The sequence below is a fragment of the Pseudarthrobacter defluvii genome (assembly GCF_030323865.1).
Classification (GTDB): domain Bacteria; phylum Actinomycetota; class Actinomycetes; order Actinomycetales; family Micrococcaceae; genus Arthrobacter; species Arthrobacter sedimenti.
The window spans coordinates 605,655-629,986 of record NZ_CP066362.1; the positions used below are offsets into that span (position 1 = coordinate 605,655).

Below are 24,332 nucleotides of genomic sequence, written 5' to 3' on the forward strand. Positions count from 1 at the left end.
GGATTTGCTAAGTATACTTACGATGTCGGGGTTTAAGTCTACGGTCGAGCACCAATGGTCGTGCATCGCCCGGCAGCCAGAATGCACCAACGACACAAGCAGGAGACATCATGACAACCATGAATTCCGGCGGTCGCACCGCAGGCCGGGCCAACATCCAAAAAGCCACCCTTGCCGTAGGCGTGGTCTTCCTCCTGGTGGGGGTCCTGGGGTTCATCCCGGGCATCACTTCCAACTACGGATCCCTGGGCTTCGCCGGCCACGGATCCGACGCCCTGCTGCTGGGCATCTTCCAGGTTTCGATCCTGCACAACATCGTCCACCTGCTGTTCGGCATCGCTGGCGTCGCCATGGCGCGCAGCGCGGCAGCCTCCAGGAACTACCTGGTGGTCGGTGGCGCCATCTACCTGGTGTTGTGGCTCTATGGCTTGTTCATCGGACAGGACAGCGGAGCCAACTTCGTGCCGGTCAACAGTGCTGACAACTGGCTGCACTTCGTCCTCGGAGTCGCCATGATCGGCCTGGGCGTGGCACTGTCCCGCGGGACGACGCGCGCAGGCCGCACCAGCACGGCGGCCCGGTAACCATAACGCAGCGCGAATAAGCCAATAGGGCCGCCGTCGGGATGAAACCTCCGACGGCGGCCCAGGACTACCGAAGGCGGCCCGGCTTGATTGCCGGGCCGCCTTTCGCCGTATGGGGAGTGGTCGCCAGGTCAGGCGGGCTGGAACGCTCCGATGGAGAGCAGGGTGATATCTGCGTTGCTGCAGGCCGTTGTGGGCTGCGGGATGAACAGTGAGTCGGTGTCCTCCGGCGGGTAGATCCGGTAACCGGCCGCATCCACCGGTGAGCAGCCCTGGTAGTTACGGGCCTGCGTGTAGCGCAGCACCGCGGTGCCGGTCTGGCCGGGAGCCAGCAGGACGTCGACGACGCCGGCGGAGTCGTCCCGCGTTGCCGGGGCGCCGATCGGTTCGCCGGCGGCGTCCGCCACCAGGGAAACGCCGGGGAAGCCCCTGAGGATGCAGGGCTCGGAGCCCTTGTTGGTGAGGTTTAGCTTCATGTAGACGCTGCCCGCCGCGCCGCCGCCGGAAGCGTCGGTGGCGGCGGTGAGGCCGGCTGCCTTGCACAGGCCGGGTGCGCCGGCGGCTGTGGTGGCGGGGGCCGGGGAGGAAGGCGTGGACGTGGCCGGCGCCGAAGACGCCGGAGGTGGCGTGCTGGCCGACGGCGTAGCGGACTGGCTCGCCTGCCCGCTGCCCGAAGGTGAGGGCGACGTCGTCGTCTGGGACTGCGGCTGGCTTGGACCGCACGCGGTGAGCAACAGTGCTGCCGCTGCAGCCGCCGTCGTCATAACCAACCCCTGGGAAATTTTCTGAGACCTCATGGCACCACCTTCGCTGTAGCTGTTGCCCGCGTCAACGATGCCACATGCGGTAGCGGCAATTTGATGCCCGGATCGTGATGATCCGGACCTTCAATCGGTTTCCGGGCCCGTGCAGTAGTGGCAGTCCTCGGGGCAGTCCGTCATGCCGGCACCCCTGCCAGGTCGAAGCCGTCCGCGATGTGGAACAGGCGCCGGCCGCCCGCGGGAGCAGCCACCCACACCACGTCGCCGTCTTCTGTCCGGGAGTCCACCAGGCCGCTGAACACGGTGCGTCCATTACTCCTCAGTTCCACTGCATCACCGGTCTCGACGGTGTCCCAACGGACAGGGATTTTTGCGCGGTTCGTCATTGAAGTCACGGTTTTTCCTTTGAAAGCGTATGGCCGGGCGGCCGTTGCCGCACTGGTGATGCCATCAAACAGGGGCGCCCCTGCCCGGCTCAATGGAGGAATGGCCACCCTCGCGCGCCGGCCTTTGTGCACGGCTCCAGCAGGGCCTGTGTCGGCGTGAAGGGGCCAGGGTTAGACTGCCTCCGTACGTGTTGGCGATCGAAGGAGAAGTTCATGGACTACACCGGAAGCCAGTCAGAGAAGGCCGTCCCCGCGGGAGAGCTGGGCCGCAGCCACATCGGGCAGACCATCAGTTTCCAGCCGAACGAGTTCACCATCGTATTCGGCAAGCTCGCCGGCATCGCCCGGACAGAGGCCATGGTCTACCTCTCCCTGACGGGGGTTGGAAACGGCACGCACCTGAAGGATGAATACGACCTGCCGGTGACCCATGAGGTCTTCGTTCCTGTGGACGTTATTTCCAATGCGGAGTCCACCATCAAGGACTTGTTCGGCAAGGTCCAGGAAAACCTGCGTGGAGCCGGCCACAAGGGTGGCGAGGACCGGACCGACAGGCTCTAGCCCGAACAAATAGACGGGAAGGCCGGCATGGATGTGTCGGCCTTCCCCTCTGTCTGTCCTGCTCAGTGCCGGCTACGCCGCGGGAATGAACCTAAGGGCCGAGTTCCACTGGAACTGCGGCAGCTGCTCGTTGGCTGAGAGCAGGATGTTCAGGAAGCCTGCCTGTTCCAGCTGCCGGGCACGGCGGAGAGGACCGACAACGATGGGGGTCAGGCCGGCAGCGGAAGCGAAGCCGCTGACGGATGCAACGGCGGACTCGTCATCGCCGGCAATCAGGACGTCTAGCTGCTGGCCATCCACTTCGCCCGCACCCAGGGTGGCGGCGAAGGCGGTGTTGAAGGCCTTGACCACCTTGGCCGGGGTGATTTTCTGGAGTTCTTCGGCAGCTGAACTGTCGGCGCGAACGGAGAGGCCTTCGAAGGTCGAGAAGTCCACAGGATTGGTGATGTCCACGTACACCTTGCCCTCGAGGCTTTCGCCGTAGCGCGACACAATGTCCTTGGCGGCGTCGAAGTAGACGGCCGGCATGACGATGGAACCGGTGACGGTGTCGCCGAGTACTCCGGTGGCTACCTGGCCGCCGAGTTCCGCGGCCAGGGCGTCGGCCTTGGACTTGTCTTCGTGGGCGAGCAGCTGGACGTTCTTGCCTGCGGCCAGGGCCCGGACTGCCAATCCACGGGCCATGTTGCCGGTGCCGATGATGGTGATGTCAGTCATGATGTTCTTCTTTCCAAAGAGGCGGGATAGGAAACTCACTGCAATCCTTTGTCGAAATGCTCTTACTTGAAGCTTCAACTACTGATTTTGGAAATCTATTCCCGCCGCGCCAACTTCAATCGGACGGAATCTGGAGGACGCTTGCCGCCGCCCGCAGGTAAGGGGCCGGATCCGGCCCGGTTCCCGCTGCCCAGTCCAGCCAGGCCTGGAAGGTGGCGGCGATGAAGGCTGCGGCAAGGTAACTGGCGGTATCATCCGGTACGCCCGCTGCCGTGAGGTAGGCGAGCGTCCGCCCGCGCTGGGCACCCAAGGCCTCGTAGCTGTGACTGAGGAGCTCGCCGTGCGCGGCGATGAGCCGCAAGCGTGCCCGGGTCAGTTCGAGGTCAGGCAATGCCGCCGATCCTGCGGTTGCCGCGCGGGCGAGGCGGGCGAGCGGGTCCCCGGACCGTACAGGTTCTGCGGCACCGGCGTCGAGGGCCTCCAGCGAAGCATCGAGGGCGGGTTCCATTCCACCCCACACCAGGTCGGCTTTGGTGGCGAAGTAACGGTACAGGCTCTTGCGGCCGATTCCCGCCGCTCGGGCGATATCGTCCATGGAGGTGTCGTCGTACCCCTTTGTATCGAACAACCGCGTGGCAGCGCGTGCAACGGCGTCCGGGTCGATAGTCGCGGGACGGCCCGGCGTCCGCACCTTTGAACCATTCACTGCTGCCTCCATCGCTGCCGTCCTGCCTGCCCTTCCATAATGACACCCTGTGTCATAAAGTGTGGGCATCTGGCTCGCAATTGGGAAGGACATCATGGGCAACGAAGCTTCATGGCAGGAAGTGGTCACGCACGGCCGCTTCGCAGGCAAGACCGTCATCGTCACCGGCGCAGGTTCGGGCATCGGGAAGGCAACGGCGCTGCGGGTTGCGAAGGAAGGCGGCCGGGTCATCGCCGCCGACGTCAGCAAGGAACGGCTGGACGAACTGGTGGAGCAGAACCCTGGACTGGACCTGGTGCCGGTCGCGGGGGATATATCGACTGAAGAAACAGTGGCCGCCGTGGTGAGCGCCGCTGGCGGGCGAGTGGACGCATTGGCCAACGTGGCAGGCATCATGGACAATTTCGCGCCCATTCACGACCTGGACGACGAGACCTGGGATCGCGTCCTCCGCATCAACGTCACCGCCCTGATGCGGCTCACTCGGGCAGTGTTGCCGCTGATGCTTGAAGCGGGCGCGGGCTCGGTGGTCAACATTTCCTCCGAAGCCGGCCTCCGTGGCTCTGCCGCCGGAGCGGCCTACACCGCCTCCAAGCACGCCGTGGTGGGGCTGACCAAGAATTCGGCAGTGATATACGGACCCAAGGGCCTGCGCTTCAACGCCGTCGCCCCCGGCGCCACCATCACCAACATCGTGGCCAACTGGGGGTCGCAGATGGCCGCCGAACGGCTGGGCCCGCTAATGCAGGCCAACATTCCCGCACCCGCCACGGCTGCCCAGCTCGCCGCGTCTATCACGTTCCTCCTCAGCGATGACGGCACCAACGTCAACGGCACCATCCTCGCGTCCGACGGCGGCTGGTCGGCGCTGTAGCCGGTGCCGGCGCTGGTGACCGGCAGTTAGGGCAGGCGGACGACGGCGGGAAGCCCCGCCGTCGTCCCTGTCACCATTTGCCTGTCCCCGGCCTTGCCCGGCTCCTAATAGGCCTTCACCCTCTGCTCCACGATGAGGTGGATCAGGGCGAACACGCCGTCCCTGTCGATTGCCGCCATGGCGGCGTTCAGGGCAGCGGGGACCTCCCAGTCCGCCGTGACAGTGATGCCGAAACCACCGAAAGCCCTGGCCAGCAGCGCAAAATTCGGGTTTGTCAGCTGCGTGCCGGACACGCGCTGCGGGTAGTGGCGCTCCTGATGCGTCCGGATGGTGCCGTATTCCCGGTTGTCCATCACCACCACCAGCGGTGTGGCGCCGTACTGGGCGGCAGTAGCCAACTCCTGCCCGTTCATGAGGAACTCGCCGTCCCCCGCGATGGTGACCACACGGCGTCCCCGGTCGGCCAGCGACGCGGCAATGGCGGACGGCACGGAATACCCCATGGAGCCGTTGCGGGCGCTGAGCATGGAGGCTTAGCGGCGGGTGGGGAAATACCGGTGGGCCCAGTTGGGGTGTTCACCGGCCCCGAAAGTCACCACGGCATCCTCGGGAAGGCGGGGCACGAGGTTAGCCATCAGCGTGTCCATCCGCGCCTTGCCCGGAGCCGGCGCGGCCGGGGGGAGTGCGGCAAATTTCTCCTGCTCGGCGCGCATCCTGGCGGTCCACGCCTTCCACTCTTCCTTGACCGGCAGGTCGATCTCGTCGAGGTTCCGGACGAAGGCTTCCGGTTTGGCCAGGATTTGGCGGGAAACGGGGCCGGAGCGGCCGCGCAGGGAGGGGTCTACCGTCACCAGGAAGTTCTTCTTGTCCCAGTCCTGCCGGCACACAAACCCGTCAGTGATCACGTCTCCGGGCACCGTGCCCACAAATATCAGGAGGTCGGTTTCCTCCAGCAGGTCGTAGGTGGGGCGGGGACGGCCGTACCCGATGGGTCCCACATAGGACGGCGAATCAAAGGAAACCGTTCCCTGCGTCCGCCATTCGGCAGCGGCGGGGATGTGGTGCCGCTCCAGCCAGGCGGTGAGCTGATCTGCCGCCTCCTTCGTCCAATCATTGCCGCCAGTGACGAAGAGCGGCTTGCTGGACCCGGCCAGGGCAGCCTTCAATGCCGCGGAATCGCTGCCGCTCATGCCGCCGGCCGCCACAGGAATTACGGGGTGCAGCGCGGGGCTGATTTGCTGCCGGAGGATATCCTCGGGCAGGCCCACAACCACGGGCCCGGGCCGCCCGCTCATGGCCGCGAACATGGCTTCGGCCACGATTTCCGAGGCCCGTTCCGGATGGTCCAGGACCATGACGCGTTTGGCGCCGGTATCGAACCACGACTTGATGTCGAATTCCTGGAACGCTTCCCGGTCACGGTGGGCAAAGGGGATCAGGCCCACGAAGAGCAGTATGGGCGTGGAATCCTGCCATGCGGTGTGCAGCCCGACGTGGGCGTTCGCTGCTCCCGGTCCGCGGGTGACCATCGCCACGCCCGGACGCTGTTGCATCTTGCCGTCCGCCTCGGCCATGTAGGCGGCCCCGCCCTCGTGCCGGCAGATGATGGTCTCGATGTCCGAATCGTGCAGCCCGTCCAGCACGTCGAGGAAGCTCTCGCCGGGAACCACGTAGGTGCGTTCCACGCCGTGGGCCGCCAGTGAATCGACAATCACGTGCCCGGCGGACTTGAGCTGGGGCTGCACACGGTCCGTTGGATGCGGGCGGAGCCGGGGCGCGAGGGTCCTGGGGATACCCTTGTCTCCTATGGGCAGTCCCGTCCTGGACGCAGGCGCGCGGCCGCCGTCAAGAACGTCAACCGTGTGGCGGAAATCAACCTCGTCATTGGGGTTGCTGGGCATGGGTGTTCCTTTCGAATCAGGGGAAGATCCTGGTGGATGGGGAAGCTTAGAAGACCGACCAGCCGGTGCGGTCGGAGAGGTCTGCAAGGGCTGCGGTGCCGGCCAGGGAATTGCCCTTGGCGTCCAGGCGGGGGCTCCAGACACAGATGGCGCACTGGCCCGGGACGATGACCAAAATGCCGCCGCCCACCCCGCTCTTGCCGGGCAGGCCCACCCGGTAGGCGAATTCGCCGGCGGCGTCGTACATGCCGCAGGTCAGCATGATGGAGCCGATCCGTTTTGCCTCGCTGGGGGACAGCACCGTGCCGGCTGTTCCCTGGCCGTTGTTGGCGAGGAACAGGCCGGCCCTGGCCAGCTGGACGCAGGTCATCATGATGGAGCATTGGCGTACGTAGTTCTCCACCACGACGGCGGCGGGCCGGGTGAGGTTGGCAAAATCCTTGAGGAAGTGCGCCAGGGCCAGGTTGCGGCTGCTGCTGTCCAGCTCACCGGCCGCGGCGGCCTCATCGATGAACGGCGCGGGGCCCGCGTCCCCCGCCTGTTCGGTGAGGAACCGCAGGAGTTGCGTGGCGGCGTCGGGCGTCTCTTCCAGCAGGTGGTCGGTGACCACCAGGGCGCCTGCGTTGATGAAGGGATTGCGGGGAATGCCCTTTTCGGCTTCCAACTGGACCAGCGAGTTGAAGGACGTTCCGGACGGTTCGCGCAGCACCCGGGACCAAAGGCCGGCGGACCTGCCGCCCTGCAGGGCCATGGCCAGGGTGAAGACTTTGGAAATGCTTTGGATGGAGAAGGGAACGCCGGCGTCGCCGGAGCTGTAGACCTCCCCGGAGGTGGTGGCCACGGCGATGCCGAAGCGGTCGAACGGAACCGTGGCCAGGAATGGAATGTTAGTGGGGACGTTGCCGGCGTTCTGCCGGGGCCGGTGGCGCCGGACGATGTCCTCCAGGAGGAGGCTGAGTGGCGGTGCGCTGAGTGTGGTGCTCATTTCCTGCCTGAATTGTCGTTGGAGGAGGCCCACTCCTGGATGTGGAGCAGGGCCACCAGTGAATCGCGGGGATTGCCGAAGTCCAGCCCGGTCACCCTGGCCGCCTTGGCAACGCGGTAGTAGACGGTGTTCTTGTGAAGGTTCATGTGTTTGGCGCATTCGGACACGTCGAAGCACGCGTCGAAGTAGGCCCGCAGGGTTGCTGCGAGTTCGGCGTCCTCCTGGAGCAGCGCGGCCAGGCTGCGGTGCCTGAAGGGTGAGCTGTGAAAGTTCCGTATGGCCTCGCGATAGAGGACTTCCGCCTCGAAATCGTCCACGCCGGCCACCGTGCCCGGGGTGGCGTCCCGGACGCAGGCCAGCAGGGCCTCGGTAATACCGGCGATCCCGTGGATGGACAGCAGGTCCGGGGCCAGCGGTCCGACGGCGGCGAAGGGGGTGATGCCCAGGTGTCTGCGGGCATCCTTGACCACCGCTTCCGCGAGGGACCTCAGCCCAGCCTCCGCCGTGCCGGATTGAAGGTCCGGCAGGATGATTGCGGTGTCGCCCTTGAACTGGCCGACGACGGCGGACGCCTTGTACGCGGCGGCGTGGATGGATGCCAGGTTGGCCAGTTCGCCGTGCTTGAGTGCGGCGTCATCAGCCCGGGAGTCGGCGTCGGACATGCCGATCAGGAGCAGAGCGGCGGGACGCTCCGAAGGGATCTTTCCGCTGTGGGCGCTGGCGGCGGCCTCGGCGGGGCCCGACAGGATCCGTGCCACCCGGTCCTCCCGCATGTGGACGGACTGCTGGTTGCGGTAGCGGATCAGTTCGGCGGAAACCCTGGCCGCGGATCCGGTGAGGACGTACTCCACATCCGGGCCGAAGCCCTCTCCGGTCTCCTGGAGCCAGATGTAGCCCATGATCCGCTCGCCGGCGAAGAGTGCGATGGCCACGCGTTCCCGCAGCCCGTCCTGGGGGCGGGCCGGCACACGGACCGGCTGGCGGGTCCGGTGCAGTTCGCGGTAGGCACCCAGGTCCTTGAGCAGCAGTTCGTACTTCCGCGGGCCGCGGCGGGAGAGGATGGACGCTTTGCGGAGCTCGTCGATGTCATTGGTCACCGTTGAATACGCCAGGACCTTGTTGGCCGCGTCCTCGATCAGCACGTGGCTGGAGGTGAGCCTGGCTGTGGTCTGGGCGATGGCGAACAGGTCTTCCTCGAGCAGGGTGAGGACTTCGCTCTCGTAGCTGCGCGGCTGGATCCGGTCCTGCGCGATGGAGAGCAGGCGGTCCCAATCGGCGGCCGGATCCACCAGCAGGAGGCCCGAGCCGGCGGCCTGCAGCAGTTTCTTCCGCTTCGGCGAGGTCTTCGTGGGTGCCCTTGACGGCCACCACCGGCGGCGGGTCTTTGAGGAGCCGCCGGAGCGCCGGGAGGGCGGAGCGGCCGCGGACGCCGATGAGCAGGACAAACGCGCCGGAGGCTGCGGGTGCGTCGTCGTCGGCGTCGACAATCAGGAACCGTTCAATGGCCGGCGCCGTAGAAGCGGGCCGGAGAATGAGGCTGGCGAAGCCAAGGGGGAGATCCGAGAGGATGTCATCCACCGTAACCGCGGCCATGGGGTTTCCTTTTGCGTCGATCCCGCCGGACGGCTTTGTCCGGTTCCCTCATGCTACCGAGCGCCGGGCAGCCGAAATATGGATCCCCTTCCAAGTGCGGGCGGTGATTTTTGGTCCGCAGACTGAGGTGCGGCGGCAGGCGGGGGACAGGCGAGTAAATGACGGTACACACGAAAGGCGGGCCAGCGGATGCTGACCCGCCTTTGGCGGTTAGTGGAAGTGTCCTGGGCGTTAGATCCAGGCAGGAGCCGGTAACGCCGGGGTGACCGATCCGCCGTCGCGGGTTGCCGTGGTGCCGTCCGTGTCGCGGCCGGTGGCCCACTGTGCAATGGCGGCCAGGGAGCCGGAGACCACGGTGGGGGAGGCGGCTGCCGTGTCACCGAAGACCAGCTCGGAAGGCTGGCCGGTGACTTTGACCACCAGGTCCTTGTCCGTGCCGCGGGCGTGCCAGGCGCCGGTGATGTCCGTGAGGAGCCGTTCCAGGACGGGCTCGGGGATGTCCTGGAACGTGGCTCCGTTGTCCAGGTCCACGGCGTGCACCCAGACCTCGCGGGTGCGCATCCACACGGTTTCCTCGGCCGGGACCGTCCGTCCCTGGACGGTTTTGACCTTGTGGTGCCAGTTGTCCGCGGGCAGGTCCCGCCACTCGACGTTCAGGTGCACCGCGGAGTGGTCGAACAGGTTCCGCAGCGCGATGGGGGAGAGCGTCGCACCGAAGTCGATCTCGTGGTTGCGGACCTCGACCGAGGGATACATGGGGGTCTCCACGCCGGTGGCTGCCCATTCGACCAGGCGGGCGACGGCCCGGGCGTTGTAGCCCACGTGGGCTGCAACGTGCCGGCGCGACCAGCCCGGCAGCAGGGACTTCCCGTCGAGTTCCGCGTCGGTGAGCTCGTTGAGCTTGCGGGCGAAGAACGCGGTGCCGCGCCGGGCCTGCAGCAGCCCGTCGAGCAGGACAGGATCGGTGGTCTGGTCGTGCCGGGCAACCATCAGGCTTCCTTGACCACGCGGTTGGTCAGCTGGCCCAGGCCCTCGATGGTGGTGACCAGGACCTGGCCCTCCTGCAGGTAGCGCTTGGGGTCCTGGGCGTGGCCCACGCCGCCGGGGGTGCCGGTGGCGATCACGTCGCCCGGGTTCAGCGTGATGATGGTGGAGATGTAGGAGACCAGGAACTCAGGGGTGAACACCAGGTCCGAGGTAGGGGTGGACTGCTGGACTTCGCCGTCCACCGCCGAGGTCATCAGCGGGCCGGGGGTGAATTCGTCCCTGGTGACCAGGGCCGGGCCGAACGGGGTGGATTTCTCCCAGGTCTTGCCCTGCAGCCACTGGATGGTGCGGAACTGGTAGTCGCGCATGGAGATGTCGTTCAGCACGGCGTACCCGGCGATGTGGTCCGCTGCCTCGGATTCGCGGATGCGGCGGCCGGCCTTGCCGATGACGACGGCGAGTTCGGCTTCCCAGTCCACGGTGTCCGATTCCTGCGGCAGGGCAAGGTCGTCGTTGGGCCCGATCAGGGATTCTGCGTACTTGGCGAACAGGGTGGGGTGCGCCGGGACTTCGCGGCCCATTTCCTTGATGTGGTTGCGGTAGTTGTGGCCCACGCAGATGATCTTGCCGGGGGAGGGCACGACGGCGGCGAGGTCGGCGCCGTACAGGGCATGGGTTGCGCCGTTGGCCGCCTTCGCCGTGGTTTCCCAGTTGGGGTCCTTCAGGAGGGCCCCGACGTCGGAGAAACCCGGGATCTCGGTGAGGGTGTCGCCGTCCTGGCGGACCGCCACCGTGCTGCCATTGCCGGTGCCGTCAGCGGTGCGGAGGGTGAGGAGTTTCATTACTTGGTGCGTCCTTCGATGTAGGTGCGGTTGAAGTTCAGGCGCTCAAAGATTGGGGCGTCGCTGAACCGGAACAGGTCGAACTCGGATTCCGCCTGCAGGGACCATGCGGCCCAAGACGGGACGACGAACAGGTCGCCCTTGGCCAGGACCCGGGTTTCGCCGTTCAGGGTCACGGTGCCGATGCCTTCGAAGACCTGCCAGACGCTGGAGCCCACCTCGCGGACGGTCTCGGTCCAGGCGCCGACGCGCAGCCGGTGGAATTCGGCGCGAATGGTGGGCATGACATCCCCGCCGGTGGTGGGATTGGTGTACCTGATGGCGGCGTGGCCCTGCGACACGGTGGCCGGGTGGCCCTCGTCCTCCAAGAGCAGCTGCTCGCGCAGGGCGGCGTCGGTGTACTTCCACCGGTAAGCGGCGATGGGGGAGTTGGTGGTGTTCTCCAGGCCGGAGAGGGGGCGCAGGCCGGGGTGGGCCCAGAGCCGCTCGGAGCGGGAAATGTCCGGGGTGGCCTCGTCGGTGACACGCTCGGTGCCGAATTCGAAGAACCCGGCGTCGGCGTAGTGCACGAACGGGATGTCCAGGCCATCGATCCAGGCCATTGGCTCGTCGGTGTCGTTGTGGTGGCCGTGGAAGTTCCAGCCCGGGGTGAGCAGGAAGTCGCCGCGGGACATCCGCACGGGATCGCCGTTCACCACCGTCCACACACCCTCGCCTTCAACCACGAAGCGGAAAGCGTTCTGGGAGTGGCGGTGCTCCGGGGCAGTTTCGCGGCCGCCCAGGTACTGGATGGCAGCCCATAGCGTGGGGGTGGCGTAGGGGGTGCCGCCCAGGCCGGGGTTGGCCAGCGCAATCGCACGGCGTTCCCCGCCGCGTCCCACCGGAACCAGGTCGCCGGCGCGGGCGGCCAGCGGGTACAGGTCATCCCACCGCCACACGTGCGGCACGGCCTTGGGCGACGGAACCATCGGCATCAGGTCCGCGATCTCCGTCCACAACGGAATGAGGTTCTCTTTGTCGAAATCCCGGTACAGCTGCTCAAGCTGAACAGCCTCCTCCGGGGTGGGCTCGGGAACGTGGTGTTCCTGCGCGACGGACTCGTGCGTTTGGTTTTCAGCGCTGATCGACACTGGCCTTCTCCTTGCGTGCGGACTGAATGCGACGTGGATTCGACCTTAGGGAGTGCGGTGCTGTGATCTCCAACATATTCTGTGGTGCAGAATTTAGCGGTGCGCATCCACGGGCAGTCAGCTGCCCGCCGCACCGTCCACCGGATTCGCCGCGATGTCCAGCTCCAGCTGCCGCCGGGTTTCCATCATTACGCCCACCAGTCCGGCATCGAACAGGGGCCGGAACCTGGCCACCGGCGTGGCCACGCTCAAGGCGCCCACCACCATGCCCTTGCCGTTGTGCAGGGCCATGCCAAAGGCGCTGATGCCCTCCTCTGTGCCCTCAAAGTTTGCGGCGAATCCGTTGGCCCGCACCGACTCCAGCTCGCGCAGGAATGCCGGGTACTCGGCGTCGGGAATGTAGTCGCCGGCCAGCTCCGCGTTGGGGCTTCGGAACAGCTGTTCCAGCGCGGCCGGTTCCAGCTCGGCCAGGATGGCCTTCCCGCCGGATGCCTTGTGCGCCGGAAGCAAGGTCCCTTGGCGGTCGCCCACGCGCAGGATGTTCGAGCTTTCCACCGTGTCCAGGAAGCGGACCTTGGTACCCACCCGGATCATCAGGTTGACGGTCTCGTTGGTTCGCGCGCAAAGCACTTCCATGTGGGGCCGGGAAATGTCCCGCAGCTGCCGGGTCCAGCTGAATCCGGCAGGCCCGGCGCCCATCGCCGGGCCGGGCACGTAACGGCGGGTTTCGTCCTGGACGGCAAACCCGCGGTACACCAGCATGGCCAGCAGGCGGTGCGCCGTGGATGGGGCCACGCCGAGTTCCGCTGCGGCGTCCTTGAGCCGCAGGCTGCCCACATCCCGCAGGAGCTGCAGGAGCTGCAGGGCGTTGTCCACCGCCTCGATGGAGTAGGTGGGCTTTCGCCGGGCAGGAAGATTCTGCATAACAGAATCTTATGGGCCACCCGTTATGACTGCCAGCACAGTGGTGGGATGAATCACACAACTTCCGCTGCAGCGCCGCAGCGCATGGCCGCCCCCGCCCCGGGCGCAGGCCTTTCCGGGTTTCCCCGGCGTTCCGTGCTCGCCGTCCTGGTGTGCTGGCTGCTGGTCGTTTTCGACGGCTATGACCTGATCGTCTACGGCACCGTCCAGGGCTCGCTCATCAACGACACCGGCTGGGGCCTGACCAAGGCCACCGCCGGCACCATCGGCTCGATGGCCTTCGTCGGCATGATGATCGGAGCGGTCTTCGCCGGCCGCATGTCCGATACCTGGGGCCGACGACGCACCATCATCGGCTGCGCCGTCGTCTTCTCCCTCTTCACCATCCTCTGCGCCTTCGCACCCAACGCCCCGGTCTTCGGCGGCCTGCGGCTCCTGGCCGGAATCGGCCTGGGCGGCCTGGTCCCGTCCGCCAATGCCCTGGTGGCCGAGCTGGTTCCGGAAAAGTGGCGTTCCACCATCGCCACCCTGATGATGTCCGGCGTTCCCATCGGCGGCTCCATCGCCGCCCTCGTCGGCATCCCGCTGATCCCGGCCTTCGGCTGGCCCGTGATGTTCCTGGTGGCCGTCGTCGCCCTGGTGGTGGTCATCCCGCTGGGCATCCGCTACCTGCCGGAGACGCTGGCCCCCACCAAAACGGGCGCCGCCGGGGGCGGCACCGCCAAGGAAGCCGTCGGCTTCGGCTCCCTGCTCCGGGCACCCTATCTCGGCATCAGCCTGCTGTTCGCCATCGGCACCCTGGTGACCCTTTTCGCCTGGTACGGGTTGGGCACCTGGCTGCCCAACCTCATGCAGTTGGCCGGATACAACCTGGGGTCCGCCCTGACGTTCGCGTTGGCGCTCAACCTGGGCGCCGTGGCGGGCTCGGTGCTGACGGCCTGGGCAGGCACCCGTTTCGGGCCCATCCCCACGGCCATCGCGGCAGCGGCGGTGGCGGCCGTCGCCCTGGTGGTCCTGGTGACCGGGCCGCCCGTCGCCGTCGTCTACTTCATGCTGGTGCTTGCCGGCGTAGGCACGCACGGCACCCAATGCCTGATCATCGCCGCCGTGGCCAGCCACTACCCCGCGCACCTCCGCGGTACCGCCCTGGGCTGGGCCCTGGGCGTGGGCCGGATCGGGGCCGTGGCCGCACCGCAGGCCGGCGGGCTCCTGCTCGCAGCGGGCCTGGGCGTGAATTCCAACTTCCTGGCATTTGCCGGAGCAGCAGCCGCAGCGGCAGTCCTGATCGCTGCAGTCGGCATCAAAATCAAGAAATCAACAGCAGTAGGAGTTTCCAATGTCTAACGTCAAAGATTCCACCGATGTCCTGGTGGTGGGTGGCGGCATGGCCGGACTGGCCGGCGCGCTGGCACTGCGCGAAAACGGCGCCGACGTCACGCTCGTTGAGGTGGCACCGGCCTTCGGTGAAGTTGGTGCCGGACTGCAGATAGCCCCCAACGCCTCCCGCGTCCTCAAGCGCTGGGGCCTGCTGGAAAAAGCCCTGGAAATCGGCGTCCAGCCCAAGCACCTGGTGTTCCGCGACGCGGTCACCGGGGAGGAACTGACCCGCCAGACCCTGGGCGGCGAGTTCGAGGAACGCTACGGCGCCCCCTACGTGGTGATCCACCGCAGCGACCTGCACCGGATCCTGCTCGAAGCATGCCAGGAAGCCGGCGTCACCCTGGTGAACGACGTCCTGGTGCAGAAAGTGGAAACCGACGGCGACCGGGCGCGGGCCTACAGCGCCAAGGGCGAGGTTTTCGAGGCAGACGCCATCCTGGCTGCGGACGGGCTGAAGTCCACCCTCCGCGGCACCGTTGCCAATGACGGCCCGGTCAACTCCGCCTACGTGGCGTACCGCGGAACCGTGCCCATCACGGAGGAAACCCCTGCAGCGGACCTGGAGGACGTCATCGTCTACCTCGGCCCCAACTGCCACCTGGTCCAGTACCCGCTGCGGAAGGGCCAACTGCTCAACACCGTGGCAGTATTCAAGTCCCCGTCCTTCGAGCGCGGCGAAGAGCAGTATGGCGGCGTAGACGAGCTCGAGGCCGCCTACGCCGACTGCGTCCCGGCCGTGCAGGAAGCCCTGAAGAACCTCGCTACCGGCATCCGCTGGCCCATGTATGACCGCAACCCGATCGAGAACTGGGTTTCCGGCCGCATGGCGCTGATCGGCGATGCCGCCCACCCGATGCTGCAGTACCTGGCCCAGGGCGCCTGCCAGGCGCTGGAGGACGCGGCCGTGCTGCAGGACGCCGCCAGCAACCGCGTCTTCACGCCCGAAGGCATCGACGCCGGTGCGTGGGAGGATGCCTTCCGCGAGTTCAACGAAACCCGCGCAGCCCGCACCGCCCGCGTCCAGCGCACCGCCCGGATCTGGGGCGAGTCCTGGCACGTTGACGGCGTGGCACGCGTCCTACGCAACATGCTGTTCAAGAGCCGCGGCGACAACAACTTCCAGTACAACGACTGGCTGTACGGCCGCAACGAGCCCGGCGCACCGGCCGAGGTTCCGGCCGGAGCCAAGCTGGTGGAAGCCTAAGCACCGCGGTCCAGGGCGGGCGTACGACGGCGGGTGGCTCCCGGCGTCGTACGCCCGCTTTTTGCATGGGCTGGGTGCGGGCGTCCGGCGGGGACTTACGTGGGGCAGCTCAGGTCCGGGTTATAGGAAGCGAACATGCCGTCCGGGTTGTCCCGCCAGATCCATGCGTGAAGCGCGTAGGAACCGGGGAACGGTCCGTCCTCGAAGTCGAGGCCGGCGAGCTCAGGCCGGTCGGCCGCCGTCGAGATGAATTCGGCCGCTACCAGCTCGTACTGGCCGTCCTCGTCGGGCATGTACACCAGGACCTCGGGCTTGCGGGCCTGGGTCTTGTCATCGATCAGGTCCTGCCTGGCGTAGTGGAAGCCCATGGCTCCGACGCCGGGTTTGTCGATGCATTCAGTGATTTTCCGGTAGCCGTCCGCCTCCGCGTTTTCCAGCCACCGGTAGTCGTCGGTAACGTCGCGCAGGGTCTTGACCAGCCGGCGCTGATCATCATTGCTCCGCCAGTCGTCGCTGTTGTCGGAGTCACCGTGCCCGGATCCGCCATGGGCCACGGCAGCTCCGGGAGCAACTCCCAGGGCAAGTACGGCAGCGGAGGCTGCGGACAGCAACCCCGTCCTGGTGCGGTTCATCGTTGATCTTTACCCCTTTTCGAGACCGATGTTGTTTGTACAGGCCTCCCTGCAGGTCTTCGGTGCAAGGTTTTGCCTGCAGGGGATGCGAAGCGATGGAGGAAGATTCCACCCACCCTTCGCCATGGTGCCGGCAGGATTCCCCGGAGCTGTCGGTGAGGGTGCGGCTGGACGATTCGTCGTCCGTGACTTGAGTGGTGCCCCAAGTATGCTCTGGTGGCCAAGGGGCCCGGTAGGCTACGGCCTGGTAATAGGTGGCGCCTGCCTGCTGGTTGTCCTGCAGGCCGCTCCCATAGGTGCCACCCATACCCACGGCGGGCCCCGAACCGGACGCGGGAGCGGAGGTTAGCCTTCGTCGCAGAGCAGGTGGTACCAGCTGTCCGCCAGCACTTCCAGGGCATGCTCGCGGTTGGCTCCATTTTGCGGCGGGTCCACAGCGTAGCCACGTAGTCGAGCTGCGTGAAGGCCAGGGTGCCGCGGATGCGGCGGGTTTCCGCGGCGAAGCGCCCGGCAAGCTGCAGGCCGCGGACCATGTCCGTGATGACTTCCTCGTGCCAGGGAACCCTCCGATTGCTCCCCGCCGAACCTCGCAAGCTCGGGCAGGGACTCCATCGACTGCTCCGTAACTGCCGTTTTGACCCCCGAAAACGACAACTACGGAGCAATGGATGAGGCCTACGCCGGCGCGGGGCCGGTCGATTCCCGGATGGTGAGGTGCGTGGGCATAACGGCCAGTTGGCGGGTGGCGCTGCCGGGCAGCGGGTTGAGCTGGGCCAGCAGCATGGACACCGCCACCCGGCCAGCCTGTTCAATGGGGCTGGAAATGGTAGTCAATGGCGGGTTGCAGAAGTCGGCGCCGAAGATGTCGTCCGATCCGATGATGCTCATGTCCTGGGGAACGCGGATGCCACGGGCCTGCAGGCGCTGCAGCATACCGATGGCCAGCAGGTCATTGAAGACGATGCAGGCCGTTGCCCCGGTCCTGACCGCCGCGTCGGCGGCGGCGGCCCCCGATGTGGTCTTCGGGGTGTAGGGGCCAATGCGGTGTACTTCCATTCCACGCTTGGTGGCATCCTCGTCGAAGACCTTCCACCGCATCTGGTTGGACCATGATGTCGGTGGGCCAGCGACGTAGCAAACTTTGTGATGGCCCAGCGAAGCCAGGTGTTCCAGGGCCTGGATGATGGCGGACGGCGTATCGATCATCACTGTGGGGGCGCTGGTGGAAGCGCGGTTGAACGTTACCAAGGGTTGAGACTGCGACACCTCGGCAAGCTGGGCGTCCGACAGGCGTGAGGCGGCAAGGATGAACCCGTCGGCCGACTTCCGCATCTTGTGCAGGGCGTCCAGTTCCATCTCGCTGGACTCTTCGGTGTCAACCAGAAGCTGGGTGACGCCTGCAGCCTTGAGTTGGTGCTGCGTGCCGCGGATGATGTCGAAGTAAAACGGGTTGGTGATGTCAGGAACCAGCACGGCCACGGCGTTGGTCCGTCCGGAACTGAGGCCCCTGGCCTGGGAGCTGGGCACGTAATTGAGCTGGGCAGCCGCCTCTTCGATCCGAATCCGGGTCCGGGGATTCACGCGGTCCGGCCGGGCGAGGGCGCGTGACACGGTGGAAGTGGCAACTCCTGCCAGTTCCGCCACATCCCGGATGGTGGGCGGCCGGTCCCGCTGGGCGCCGGCGCTCAAGCTGGCCGGGCCTGACGCCTTCATTGTGGGGTCTGCCATCGCTGCGGCCTTTCCTCGCGGCCCGGAATACCGGCCCTTTGGGGCTCAAACGCTGTCCGCCGTCTGATACCTGATGCATCTATCTGAGCATTTATGGCAATTTTTGGCAACCGCTTGCCACCCCCTTGCCATCTTCCTAGACTGAATTTCGAGTCGCCTGCAGTGATCTCCGCCACAGGACGGATGTGGCCATGCGGGTGTCCAAGAGGAGAAAAACAATGAGGTTTAAATCGACTACTGGGCTCGCGGCAATTGTCACGGCTGCAGCACTCGCCCTGACCGGTTGTGGGTCCGGAGGCTCCGGAAGCGGCGGAGGTTCCAACGCGGGTGGAAAGGTGGACGGAGCGGGCAAGACCCTCAATGTCCTGACCGGCGTCCTGGCCCAGTACCCCGAACAGCAGAAACAGTGGCAAAGCGACATCGCCGCCAAGTTCAAGGCTGAAACCGGCGCCGACGTGAAATTTGAGACCTTCGCCTCGGCCAATGACGAGCTCACCCGGATCCAGACCTCGGTGGTATCGGGACAGGGACCTGACATTTATGGACTCGGCACAACGTTCACGCCTACGGCCTACGCCACCAAAGCATTCGTCACCCTCTCGGATGATGACTGGAAGGCAGTGGGCGGCAAGGACCGCTTCAACCCCGCCGCCCTCGGCATTTCCGGTCCGGACAAGGACCATCAGGCAGGCATCCCCTTCGTGAGCCGTCCGTTCGTGATGGCCTACAACAAGGACCTGCTGGCAGCGGCCGGCATCGACAAGCCCGCCACCACCTGGGACGAACTGGCAGCCCAGGCGAAGAAGATGACCAAGGGTGATACCTACGGCATCGCCACCGGCTACAAGGACAACTACGATCCCTGGAAGTTCATCTGGGCCATGTCCGTGCAGGCCGGCAACCCCCTGGTTGACGGAAACAAACTGAAGTTGGACGATCCCGCCGTCAAAAAGGCGTACGAGACCTACTTCGGGTGGCTGACCGACGACAAGGTTGTTGACCCTGCTTCCGTCGGCTGGAGCAACAGCAACGCCGTGGCGGCCTTTGCCAGCGGCAAGGCCGGCTACCTGATGATGACCACTGGCACCTCTATCCCGACGCTCGATAAATCGGCCATAGCCGGCAAATACGAGTACACGCTGATGCCCACCATCCCCCCGGGTGAGACGCAGTCCAAGTCCGACGGCGACGCCGCCAGCATCCTCTCCGGTGACAACCTGGTGGTAGCCGACTACTCCAAGCAGAAGGACCTTGCGTTCGCCTACATCAAGCTGATCACGTCCAAGGATGAGCAGTTGAACTACCAGAAGATCTTTGGCGATTTGCCGGCCAACGCCGAGGCCCTCGCCAGCCTGACCGATCCGAAGCTCAAGCCGATGGCTGACGCCGCTGCCAAGTCCAAGGCGACACCCTTTACCGGTGCCTGGGGCGATATCCAGCTCGCACTCCTGAATGTCACCGTCCAGTCCATTCCGGACCTGGCCGCCGGCAAGGTGGACGAGTCCGCCCTGGACCAAAGGATCAAGGACGCCCAGAACAAGGGCCAGGCATCCCTGGACCGGGCCTCCAAAGGATAAGTCCTGATGTCAACCGACGCCTCACATGAAGTCCGGCTTGCGGCGGATACCGCCGCAAGCCGGGCGCCCCGGAACACAGACGACGCCGGGCAGCAGCCCGGCCACAAGGGCGGCAAGCGCCGCAAGGGACTGAGCGAACGCAACCGGCCGCTCTGGATGCTGATCCCCGGCGGCGCCTTGATGATCATCATCATCGTGCTCCCGCTCCTGCTGGGCATCTACATGTCGGTCCTCAACCTGGACCAGTACACCCTGCGGAAGTGGATCAGCGCACCGCTCATCGGAGCAGAAAATTTCGTTGAAGCTGTCACTGCTTCGCCGCTGCTGCACGCCGTCTGGCTCAGCGTCAGCTACTCCTTCCTGGCCATGGTGGTCACGCTGCCGCTGGGCATCGCCGCCGCTGTGGCCACGCAGAACGCCTTCAAGGGCCGCGCGGTGATCCGGTCGATCTTCCTGATTCCCTACGTCCTCCCGTCCTTCGTGGTGGCCACCGTCTGGCGGACCATGCTCCAGCCCGGCGGCATCGTGGACGAAGCGTTGGGCACAGTGGGGATCCATGTTGGGCTGTGGCTCAACGGCCCCCAAACCTTCTGGACGCTGGTCCTGGTACAGATCTGGGCCTCCTGGCCGTTCATCTACCTGCTGGCGCTCTCCGGCCTGCAGTCCGTGGACCATGAAGTGCATGAAGCTTCGGCCTTGGACGGGGCACTGTGGTGGAACAAGCTGCGGTACGTGGTCTTCCCCTACCTGAAGGGCCCGCTGGCGCTGGCGTTCCTGATCGGGATGCTGCACCACATCAACAACTTCACCCTCCCGTTCGTGCTGTTCGGCGTTCCGGCCCCGTCCGACGTCGAAGTCCTGCCCATCCTGACGTACGTCACCAGCTTCCAGAGCTTCCGCTTTGGCTTGAGCGCCGCGATGGCCTTCATTTCCCTGGTGCTCATCGCCATCCCGCTGTTCGTCTACCTCCGCGCCGTCAAACTCGACGACGCCGAAACACCAGGAGGCAAGAAATGAGCGCCACGACAGCCACCCGGCGGAGTGCGCCAACGTTTGAAGTCGACCGGCCGGGCTCGCACCGGCAGCACGAGGTGCTGCGGCTGCTCCCGACCCCGCTGCTGATTTTCGTCCTGGTGTTCCTGGGCGCCCTGGTCCTGGTCCCCGTGCTGTACATCTTCCTGGCCTCGGTGAACTCGGACATCGGGGTGGCCAACGGTGAGTTCTGGCCCTCGACGGTCACGTTTGAGAACTACTCGAAGATCTGGACCAGCGTGGGTCTCGCCACCGGTTTGGCCAACAGCGTCCTGGTGGCCGGCGCCACCGCAGTGGTTTCGGCTGCACTGTCCGTATCCACCGCCTTCGTGCTGGTGCGCTACACCTTCCGCGGGCGGCTGACCATCCTCCGGGGGCTGCTGGCCCTGCAGTCCGTGCCCGGAACCCTGATGGTACTGCCGGTCTTCGTCCTGTTTTCCTCGGCCGCGACCTACCTGGGGATCCAGGTCATCGGAACCCAGTGGGGCCTGTTCGTCACCTACCTGACGTTCGCCATGCCGTTCTCAACGTGGGTGATGGTCACCTACCTCCGCGGGCTTCCCAAGGAGCTGGAAGAGGCGGCAAGGATCGACGGCGCGTCCAACCTGGGAGTGCTTTTCCGCATCATCCTGCCGCTCAGCTGGCCCGGCATCGTTGTCTCCGGCATCTTCGCGTTCCTGCTCGGCTGGAACGACGTGCTGTTCGCCTCGGTGATGACGCGCCCCGAAAGCCAGACGGCCGCCGTCGCACTTCAAATCTTTGGTGCCTCCCAGGAAGGCGGCGCCATTCCCTACTACGGCCAGATGATGGCGGCGGCGCTGGTGTGTGCCGCTCCCGTGGTCATTCTTTACCTGATTTTCCAGCGTTACCTAGTAGGCGGGCTGACCGCCGGAGGAGTTAAATAACCATGGTTTCGACCACCCAGGTCACCTGGCAGCTGTCAGGCTTCGGTGATGAGATCGACGACGACCCCGCAGTCCAGATCGCAGTGCTGCAGGCCCTCGGCGCCAACCACATCGAAGTCCGCAGCGCATGGGGCACCAACATCGTGGACCTCAGCGACGAACAGCTCCAGGCCCTCGCGTCCCTGCTGGCGGAGAAAGGCATGAAGGTTTCGGCCATCGCTTCCCCCATCGGGAAAGTGGATGTCACCCTGCCCGTGGAGCACGAGGTGGAGCGGCTCCGCCGGGCCGTGAACGCCGCCAAGGTCCTGGATGCAAAGTACATCCGCATCTTCTCCTTCTATTACGGGGAGTCCGTGCAGGTGGAGAGCATCCGCGATGCCGTCATCGAACGCATGCGCGCCCTCGCCGATGTGGCGGAGGAAGCCGGCGTGATCCTCCTCCACGAAAACGAAAAGGACATCTTCGGGGATGTTCCGGACCGGGTCCTGGACATCATCGAGACCGTCAACTCGCCCGCCCTGAAGGTTGCCTGGGATGCCGCAAACTTCGTCCAGGTGGGGGTCAAACCCTTCGATGAGGCGTACACGAAACTGCGCCCGCACCTGGAATACCTCCAGGTCAAGGACGCCCTCTTCGCCAACGGCCACGTCAAGCCGGCCGGTGAGGGCGACGGGGACCTGCTGAAGACCGTGGAGGCACTCAAGGCCGACGGCTACCAGGGCTTCGCCTCCCTGGAGCCGCACCTGGCCGGAGCCCACGGACTGGGCGGTTTTTCCGGGCCCACAGCCTTCGGCATCGCAGCACGGGCCTTCGCAAAAGTCACCGCAGAAGCAGGAGTCCAGACCGCATGAGCACCTTGAACGTAGCCATCACCGGATGCGGCGTCATCGGCCGCACCCACGCCGTAGCCCTGCAGCAGTTCCCGGAGGTGCGGATCGTCGCCCTCGTCGACGCCATCCCGGCAGCTGCCGAGGCCCTGGCCGATTTCATCGAGAAGCAGGGCGCCCCGCGTCCGCCGCAGTTCAGCACCCTGGCGGAGGCCTTCGCGGCTGAAGACATTGACCTCGTGGCACTGGCAACGCCCAGCGGCCTCCACATCCAGCAGGGGCTGGAGGTCCTGGCCGCCGGCAAGCACGTGGTGATCGAGAAGCCCCTCGACGTGGACCTCACCCGGGCCCAGGAAATCGAAGCCGCCGCAAAGGAAGCCGCGGAAAACGGAGTTGTTGCCTCGGTCATCAGCCAGCACCGGTTCGACCAGTCAAGCGTGGCTGTCGCGGACGCCATCGCGAAGGGCCGGTTCGGCCGGCTCACCTCGGCCATCGCTTCCGTTGCCTGGTGGCGCAGCCAGGGCTACTACGACTCCGGCGACTGGCGCGGTACGTGGGCCATGGACGGCGGCGGTGCACTGATGAACCAGGGCGTCCACACCGTGGACCTGCTCCTGTGGTTCATGGGACGCCCCGTGGAAATCCACGCGCACACCGCCCTGCTGGCGCACGAGCGGATCGAAGTGGAGGACACTGCCGTAGCCACCGTCACCTTTGAAAACGGCGGACTGGCAGTCCTGCACGCCACCACCTCCGCCTACCCCGGGCTGACCGTCCGCGTCCAGCTCATGGGATCCGAAGGATCGGCCGTGGTGGACAACGACCGGCTGCAGTACTTCCACAGCAAGGACGCCGGCGGCGAGTCGGCGGACATGGGTCTCCAGGGCGGCGGCAACCAGGCCGACCAGGAACTGGCCAAGTACCCGGTGGAGGACTACAAGGCCGCGGACCCCACCACGTACCCCGCCGGCCACGTGCGCCAATACCGGGACATCCTGGCCGCCATCGCCGGCGGACGGCAGCCCGGCGTCACCGTCAGTGACGCCGTCAACGCGCTCGCGGCAGTGCGCTCCGTGTACGTTTCGGCCACCCTGGGCCAGCCCGTCCTCTTCGACGACGTCCTTGCAGGGAAGTACAACGACCTTGAAGTCCGCACCGGCAGCTCCGCGGCAGAAAGCGCCTGACATCATGAAGTTTTCAGTATTCACGGCATCAACCCCCGACTGGACTCCGGAAGAGGCAGTGAAGCACCTCGCCGACCAGGGCTGGGACGGCGTCGAATGGCGCATCACGGACCAGGCTGACGCCGCAGCACCTGGCTTCTGGGCTGGCAACAGGGCCACCATCCCGCTCACGGGAATGGAAGACCACCTGGACCGCATCGCCTCCCTTACCAGCGGGGCGGGGCTGGAGTTTTCCGGGATTGGCGGATACGCGCGGTGCGACAACCATGCGGACGTGGACCGGATGCTCGCCGCCACGGCCAAGCTGGGTGCGGAGAAGGTCAGGGTAACCACACTTCCGCTGGGAACAGCGGCATGGGGGAACGAACCTGCCAGCGGTACGGCCTATCCGGAGCTCTTCGCGGCTGCCCGGCGTGACTTCGAATGGATCGCCGAGCGGGCAGCACAGCACGGGGTGAAGGCGCTGGTGGAACTGCATCACCGGACCATCACCGCCTCAGCGTCCTCCGCCCTGCGGCTGCTGGACGGACTGGATCCGCGGCATGTAGGCGTCATCCACGACCTGGGCAACCTCCTCATCGAAGGGCAGGAGGACTACCTGCCCGCCTTCGAGCTCCTGGGCGACTACCTGGCCCACGTGCACGTCAAGAACGCGGTATGGGTCAACAGCGGGGAAACCGATGAGTCCGGTGCCGCCGTCTACCGCAACGAATGGGCTCCGCTCCGTTCCGGCCAGGGCAGCGTGCTGCAGTACTTCAAGGCGCTCGCGGCCTTCGGCTATGACGGATGGGTGACAGTGGAGGACTTCTCCACCGACCTCCCGTTGGCCGAACGGACCGCGGACAACCTTGACTACCTCCGCTCCACGGCCGCCCTGGCAGGGCTCTCCGTCGCGGCAGGGAGGCGGTGAGC

Annotated in this window: 24 protein-coding genes and 1 pseudogene; 12 read left to right on the forward strand and 13 right to left on the reverse strand. The window is 66.0% G+C overall.

All coding sequences use genetic code 11. The annotated features are described in order from the left end of the window. Window positions 1–119 precede the first annotated feature (119 nt). A complete protein-coding gene (locus tag JCQ34_RS02965) occupies window positions 120–584 on the forward strand; it encodes a DUF4383 domain-containing protein (protein ID WP_286404273.1) in 465 nt (154 codons plus the stop codon). 131 nt (window positions 585–715) lie between these two features. On the opposite strand, the gene JCQ34_RS21050 is transcribed toward JCQ34_RS02965, so the two are convergent. Next, on the reverse strand, window positions 716–1,129 hold the full coding sequence (locus tag JCQ34_RS21050) for a DUF4232 domain-containing protein (protein ID WP_350310815.1): 414 nt from the start codon (window positions 1,127–1,129) through the stop codon (window positions 716–718). On the opposite strand from JCQ34_RS21050, the gene JCQ34_RS21055 reads away from it, so the two are divergent. Further along, window positions 1,122–1,373, forward strand: coding sequence for a hypothetical protein (locus JCQ34_RS21055; RefSeq protein ID WP_350310816.1), 252 nt, complete (start codon window positions 1,122–1,124; stop codon window positions 1,371–1,373). The genes JCQ34_RS21050 and JCQ34_RS21055 overlap by 8 nt on opposite strands. A 148-nt stretch (window positions 1,374–1,521) precedes the next feature. Here the strand turns inward: JCQ34_RS21055 and JCQ34_RS02975 are convergent, their stop codons facing one another. Continuing rightward, the gene (locus JCQ34_RS02975; protein ID WP_286404276.1) at window positions 1,522–1,731 is read right to left on the reverse strand and encodes a hypothetical protein; all 210 of its coding nucleotides are present in this window, start codon (window positions 1,729–1,731) and stop codon (window positions 1,522–1,524) included. 213 nt (window positions 1,732–1,944) lie between these two features. Between JCQ34_RS02975 and JCQ34_RS02980 the strand changes: the two genes are divergently transcribed. Beyond that, entirely contained in the window at window positions 1,945–2,292 is a 348-nt protein-coding gene (locus JCQ34_RS02980) for a hypothetical protein (RefSeq protein WP_286401676.1), read from the forward strand. A gap of 72 nt (window positions 2,293–2,364) precedes the next feature. Here JCQ34_RS02980 and JCQ34_RS02985 read toward each other — a convergent pair whose 3' ends face one another. After that, window positions 2,365–3,009 (reverse strand): NADPH-dependent F420 reductase, encoded by a 645-nt coding sequence (locus tag JCQ34_RS02985; RefSeq protein ID WP_286401678.1) that lies wholly within the window; start codon window positions 3,007–3,009, stop codon window positions 2,365–2,367. A 115-nt stretch (window positions 3,010–3,124) separates the two neighbouring features. After that, complete coding sequence (locus tag JCQ34_RS02990) at window positions 3,125–3,727, reverse strand: TetR/AcrR family transcriptional regulator (RefSeq protein WP_286401679.1); 603 nt, start codon at window positions 3,725–3,727, stop codon at window positions 3,125–3,127. An 82-nt stretch (window positions 3,728–3,809) separates the two neighbouring features. Here JCQ34_RS02990 and JCQ34_RS02995 point away from each other — a divergent pair, with 82 nt between their 5' ends. Further along, on the forward strand, window positions 3,810–4,589 hold the full coding sequence (locus JCQ34_RS02995) for an SDR family NAD(P)-dependent oxidoreductase (protein ID WP_286401681.1): 780 nt from the start codon (window positions 3,810–3,812) through the stop codon (window positions 4,587–4,589). A 104-nt stretch (window positions 4,590–4,693) separates the two neighbouring features. Here JCQ34_RS02995 and JCQ34_RS03000 read toward each other — a convergent pair. The 7 genes and pseudogenes from JCQ34_RS03000 to JCQ34_RS03030 all read right to left on the reverse strand — a co-directional run bounded on the left by JCQ34_RS03000 (window position 4,694) and on the right by JCQ34_RS03030 (window position 12,951). Continuing rightward, a pseudogene (locus JCQ34_RS03000) lies at window positions 4,694–6,334 on the reverse strand (thiamine pyrophosphate-dependent enzyme). Window positions 6,335–6,536: 202 nt separating this feature from the next. Further along, complete coding sequence (locus JCQ34_RS03005; protein WP_286401682.1) at window positions 6,537–7,475, reverse strand: glutaminase; 939 nt, start codon at window positions 7,473–7,475, stop codon at window positions 6,537–6,539. After that, window positions 7,472–8,962 (reverse strand): PucR family transcriptional regulator, encoded by a 1,491-nt coding sequence (locus tag JCQ34_RS03010; protein ID WP_286401684.1) that lies wholly within the window; start codon window positions 8,960–8,962, stop codon window positions 7,472–7,474. Before JCQ34_RS03010 ends, JCQ34_RS03005 begins: the two co-directional genes overlap by 4 nt. A 337-nt stretch (window positions 8,963–9,299) precedes the next feature. Next, window positions 9,300–10,058, reverse strand: a complete 759-nt coding sequence (locus JCQ34_RS03015) for a maleylpyruvate isomerase family mycothiol-dependent enzyme (protein ID WP_286401685.1) — start codon at window positions 10,056–10,058, stop codon at window positions 9,300–9,302. Next, entirely contained in the window at window positions 10,058–10,897 is an 840-nt protein-coding gene (locus tag JCQ34_RS03020; RefSeq protein WP_286401687.1) for a fumarylacetoacetate hydrolase family protein, read from the reverse strand. Before JCQ34_RS03020 ends, JCQ34_RS03015 begins: the two co-directional genes overlap by 1 nt. After that, the gene (locus tag JCQ34_RS03025) at window positions 10,897–12,027 is read right to left on the reverse strand and encodes a cupin domain-containing protein (protein WP_286401690.1); all 1,131 of its coding nucleotides are present in this window, start codon (window positions 12,025–12,027) and stop codon (window positions 10,897–10,899) included. The genes JCQ34_RS03020 and JCQ34_RS03025 overlap by 1 nt, the downstream gene beginning before the upstream one ends. 117 nt (window positions 12,028–12,144) lie before the next feature. Then, window positions 12,145–12,951, reverse strand: coding sequence for an IclR family transcriptional regulator (locus JCQ34_RS03030; protein ID WP_286401692.1), 807 nt, complete (start codon window positions 12,949–12,951; stop codon window positions 12,145–12,147). Between the two features lie 48 nt (window positions 12,952–12,999). Between JCQ34_RS03030 and JCQ34_RS03035 the strand changes: the two genes are divergently transcribed. Together JCQ34_RS03035 and JCQ34_RS03040 are read left to right on the forward strand one after the other, a co-directional pair. Beyond that, window positions 13,000–14,295: an MFS transporter gene (locus JCQ34_RS03035; protein ID WP_286401693.1), complete on the forward strand. Its 1,296-nt coding sequence runs from the start codon at window positions 13,000–13,002 to the stop codon at window positions 14,293–14,295. Next, window positions 14,288–15,535, forward strand: coding sequence for an FAD-dependent oxidoreductase (locus JCQ34_RS03040; RefSeq protein WP_286401695.1), 1,248 nt, complete (start codon window positions 14,288–14,290; stop codon window positions 15,533–15,535). The genes JCQ34_RS03035 and JCQ34_RS03040 overlap by 8 nt, the downstream gene beginning before the upstream one ends. A 95-nt stretch (window positions 15,536–15,630) precedes the next feature. Here JCQ34_RS03040 and JCQ34_RS03045 read toward each other — a convergent pair whose 3' ends face one another. Both JCQ34_RS03045 and JCQ34_RS03050 read right to left on the reverse strand, forming a co-directional pair. Next, window positions 15,631–16,167 (reverse strand): hypothetical protein, encoded by a 537-nt coding sequence (locus JCQ34_RS03045; protein WP_286401697.1) that lies wholly within the window; start codon window positions 16,165–16,167, stop codon window positions 15,631–15,633. Between the two features lie 675 nt (window positions 16,168–16,842). Next, window positions 16,843–17,895, reverse strand: a complete 1,053-nt coding sequence (locus JCQ34_RS03050) for a LacI family DNA-binding transcriptional regulator (RefSeq protein ID WP_376978933.1) — start codon at window positions 17,893–17,895, stop codon at window positions 16,843–16,845. Between the two features lie 218 nt (window positions 17,896–18,113). Between JCQ34_RS03050 and JCQ34_RS03055 the strand changes: the two genes are divergently transcribed. The 6 genes from JCQ34_RS03055 to JCQ34_RS03080 are packed head-to-tail and all read left to right on the forward strand — an operon-like array spanning window position 18,114 to window position 24,330. Further along, a complete protein-coding gene (locus JCQ34_RS03055; protein ID WP_286401699.1) occupies window positions 18,114–19,472 on the forward strand; it encodes an ABC transporter substrate-binding protein in 1,359 nt (452 codons plus the stop codon). A 6-nt stretch (window positions 19,473–19,478) separates the two neighbouring features. Beyond that, window positions 19,479–20,489, forward strand: coding sequence for a carbohydrate ABC transporter permease (locus tag JCQ34_RS03060; RefSeq protein WP_286401702.1), 1,011 nt, complete (start codon window positions 19,479–19,481; stop codon window positions 20,487–20,489). Beyond that, entirely contained in the window at window positions 20,486–21,409 is a 924-nt protein-coding gene (locus tag JCQ34_RS03065; RefSeq protein WP_286401705.1) for a carbohydrate ABC transporter permease, read from the forward strand. Before JCQ34_RS03060 ends, JCQ34_RS03065 begins: the two co-directional genes overlap by 4 nt. Window positions 21,410–21,411: 2 nt before the next feature. Continuing rightward, complete coding sequence (locus JCQ34_RS03070) at window positions 21,412–22,260, forward strand: sugar phosphate isomerase/epimerase family protein (protein ID WP_286401706.1); 849 nt, start codon at window positions 21,412–21,414, stop codon at window positions 22,258–22,260. Next, on the forward strand, window positions 22,257–23,420 hold the full coding sequence (locus JCQ34_RS03075; protein WP_286401708.1) for a Gfo/Idh/MocA family protein: 1,164 nt from the start codon (window positions 22,257–22,259) through the stop codon (window positions 23,418–23,420). Before JCQ34_RS03070 ends, JCQ34_RS03075 begins: the two co-directional genes overlap by 4 nt. Window positions 23,421–23,424: 4 nt before the next feature. Further along, window positions 23,425–24,330 (forward strand): sugar phosphate isomerase/epimerase family protein, encoded by a 906-nt coding sequence (locus tag JCQ34_RS03080; RefSeq protein WP_286401710.1) that lies wholly within the window; start codon window positions 23,425–23,427, stop codon window positions 24,328–24,330. Window positions 24,331–24,332 lie beyond the last annotated feature (2 nt).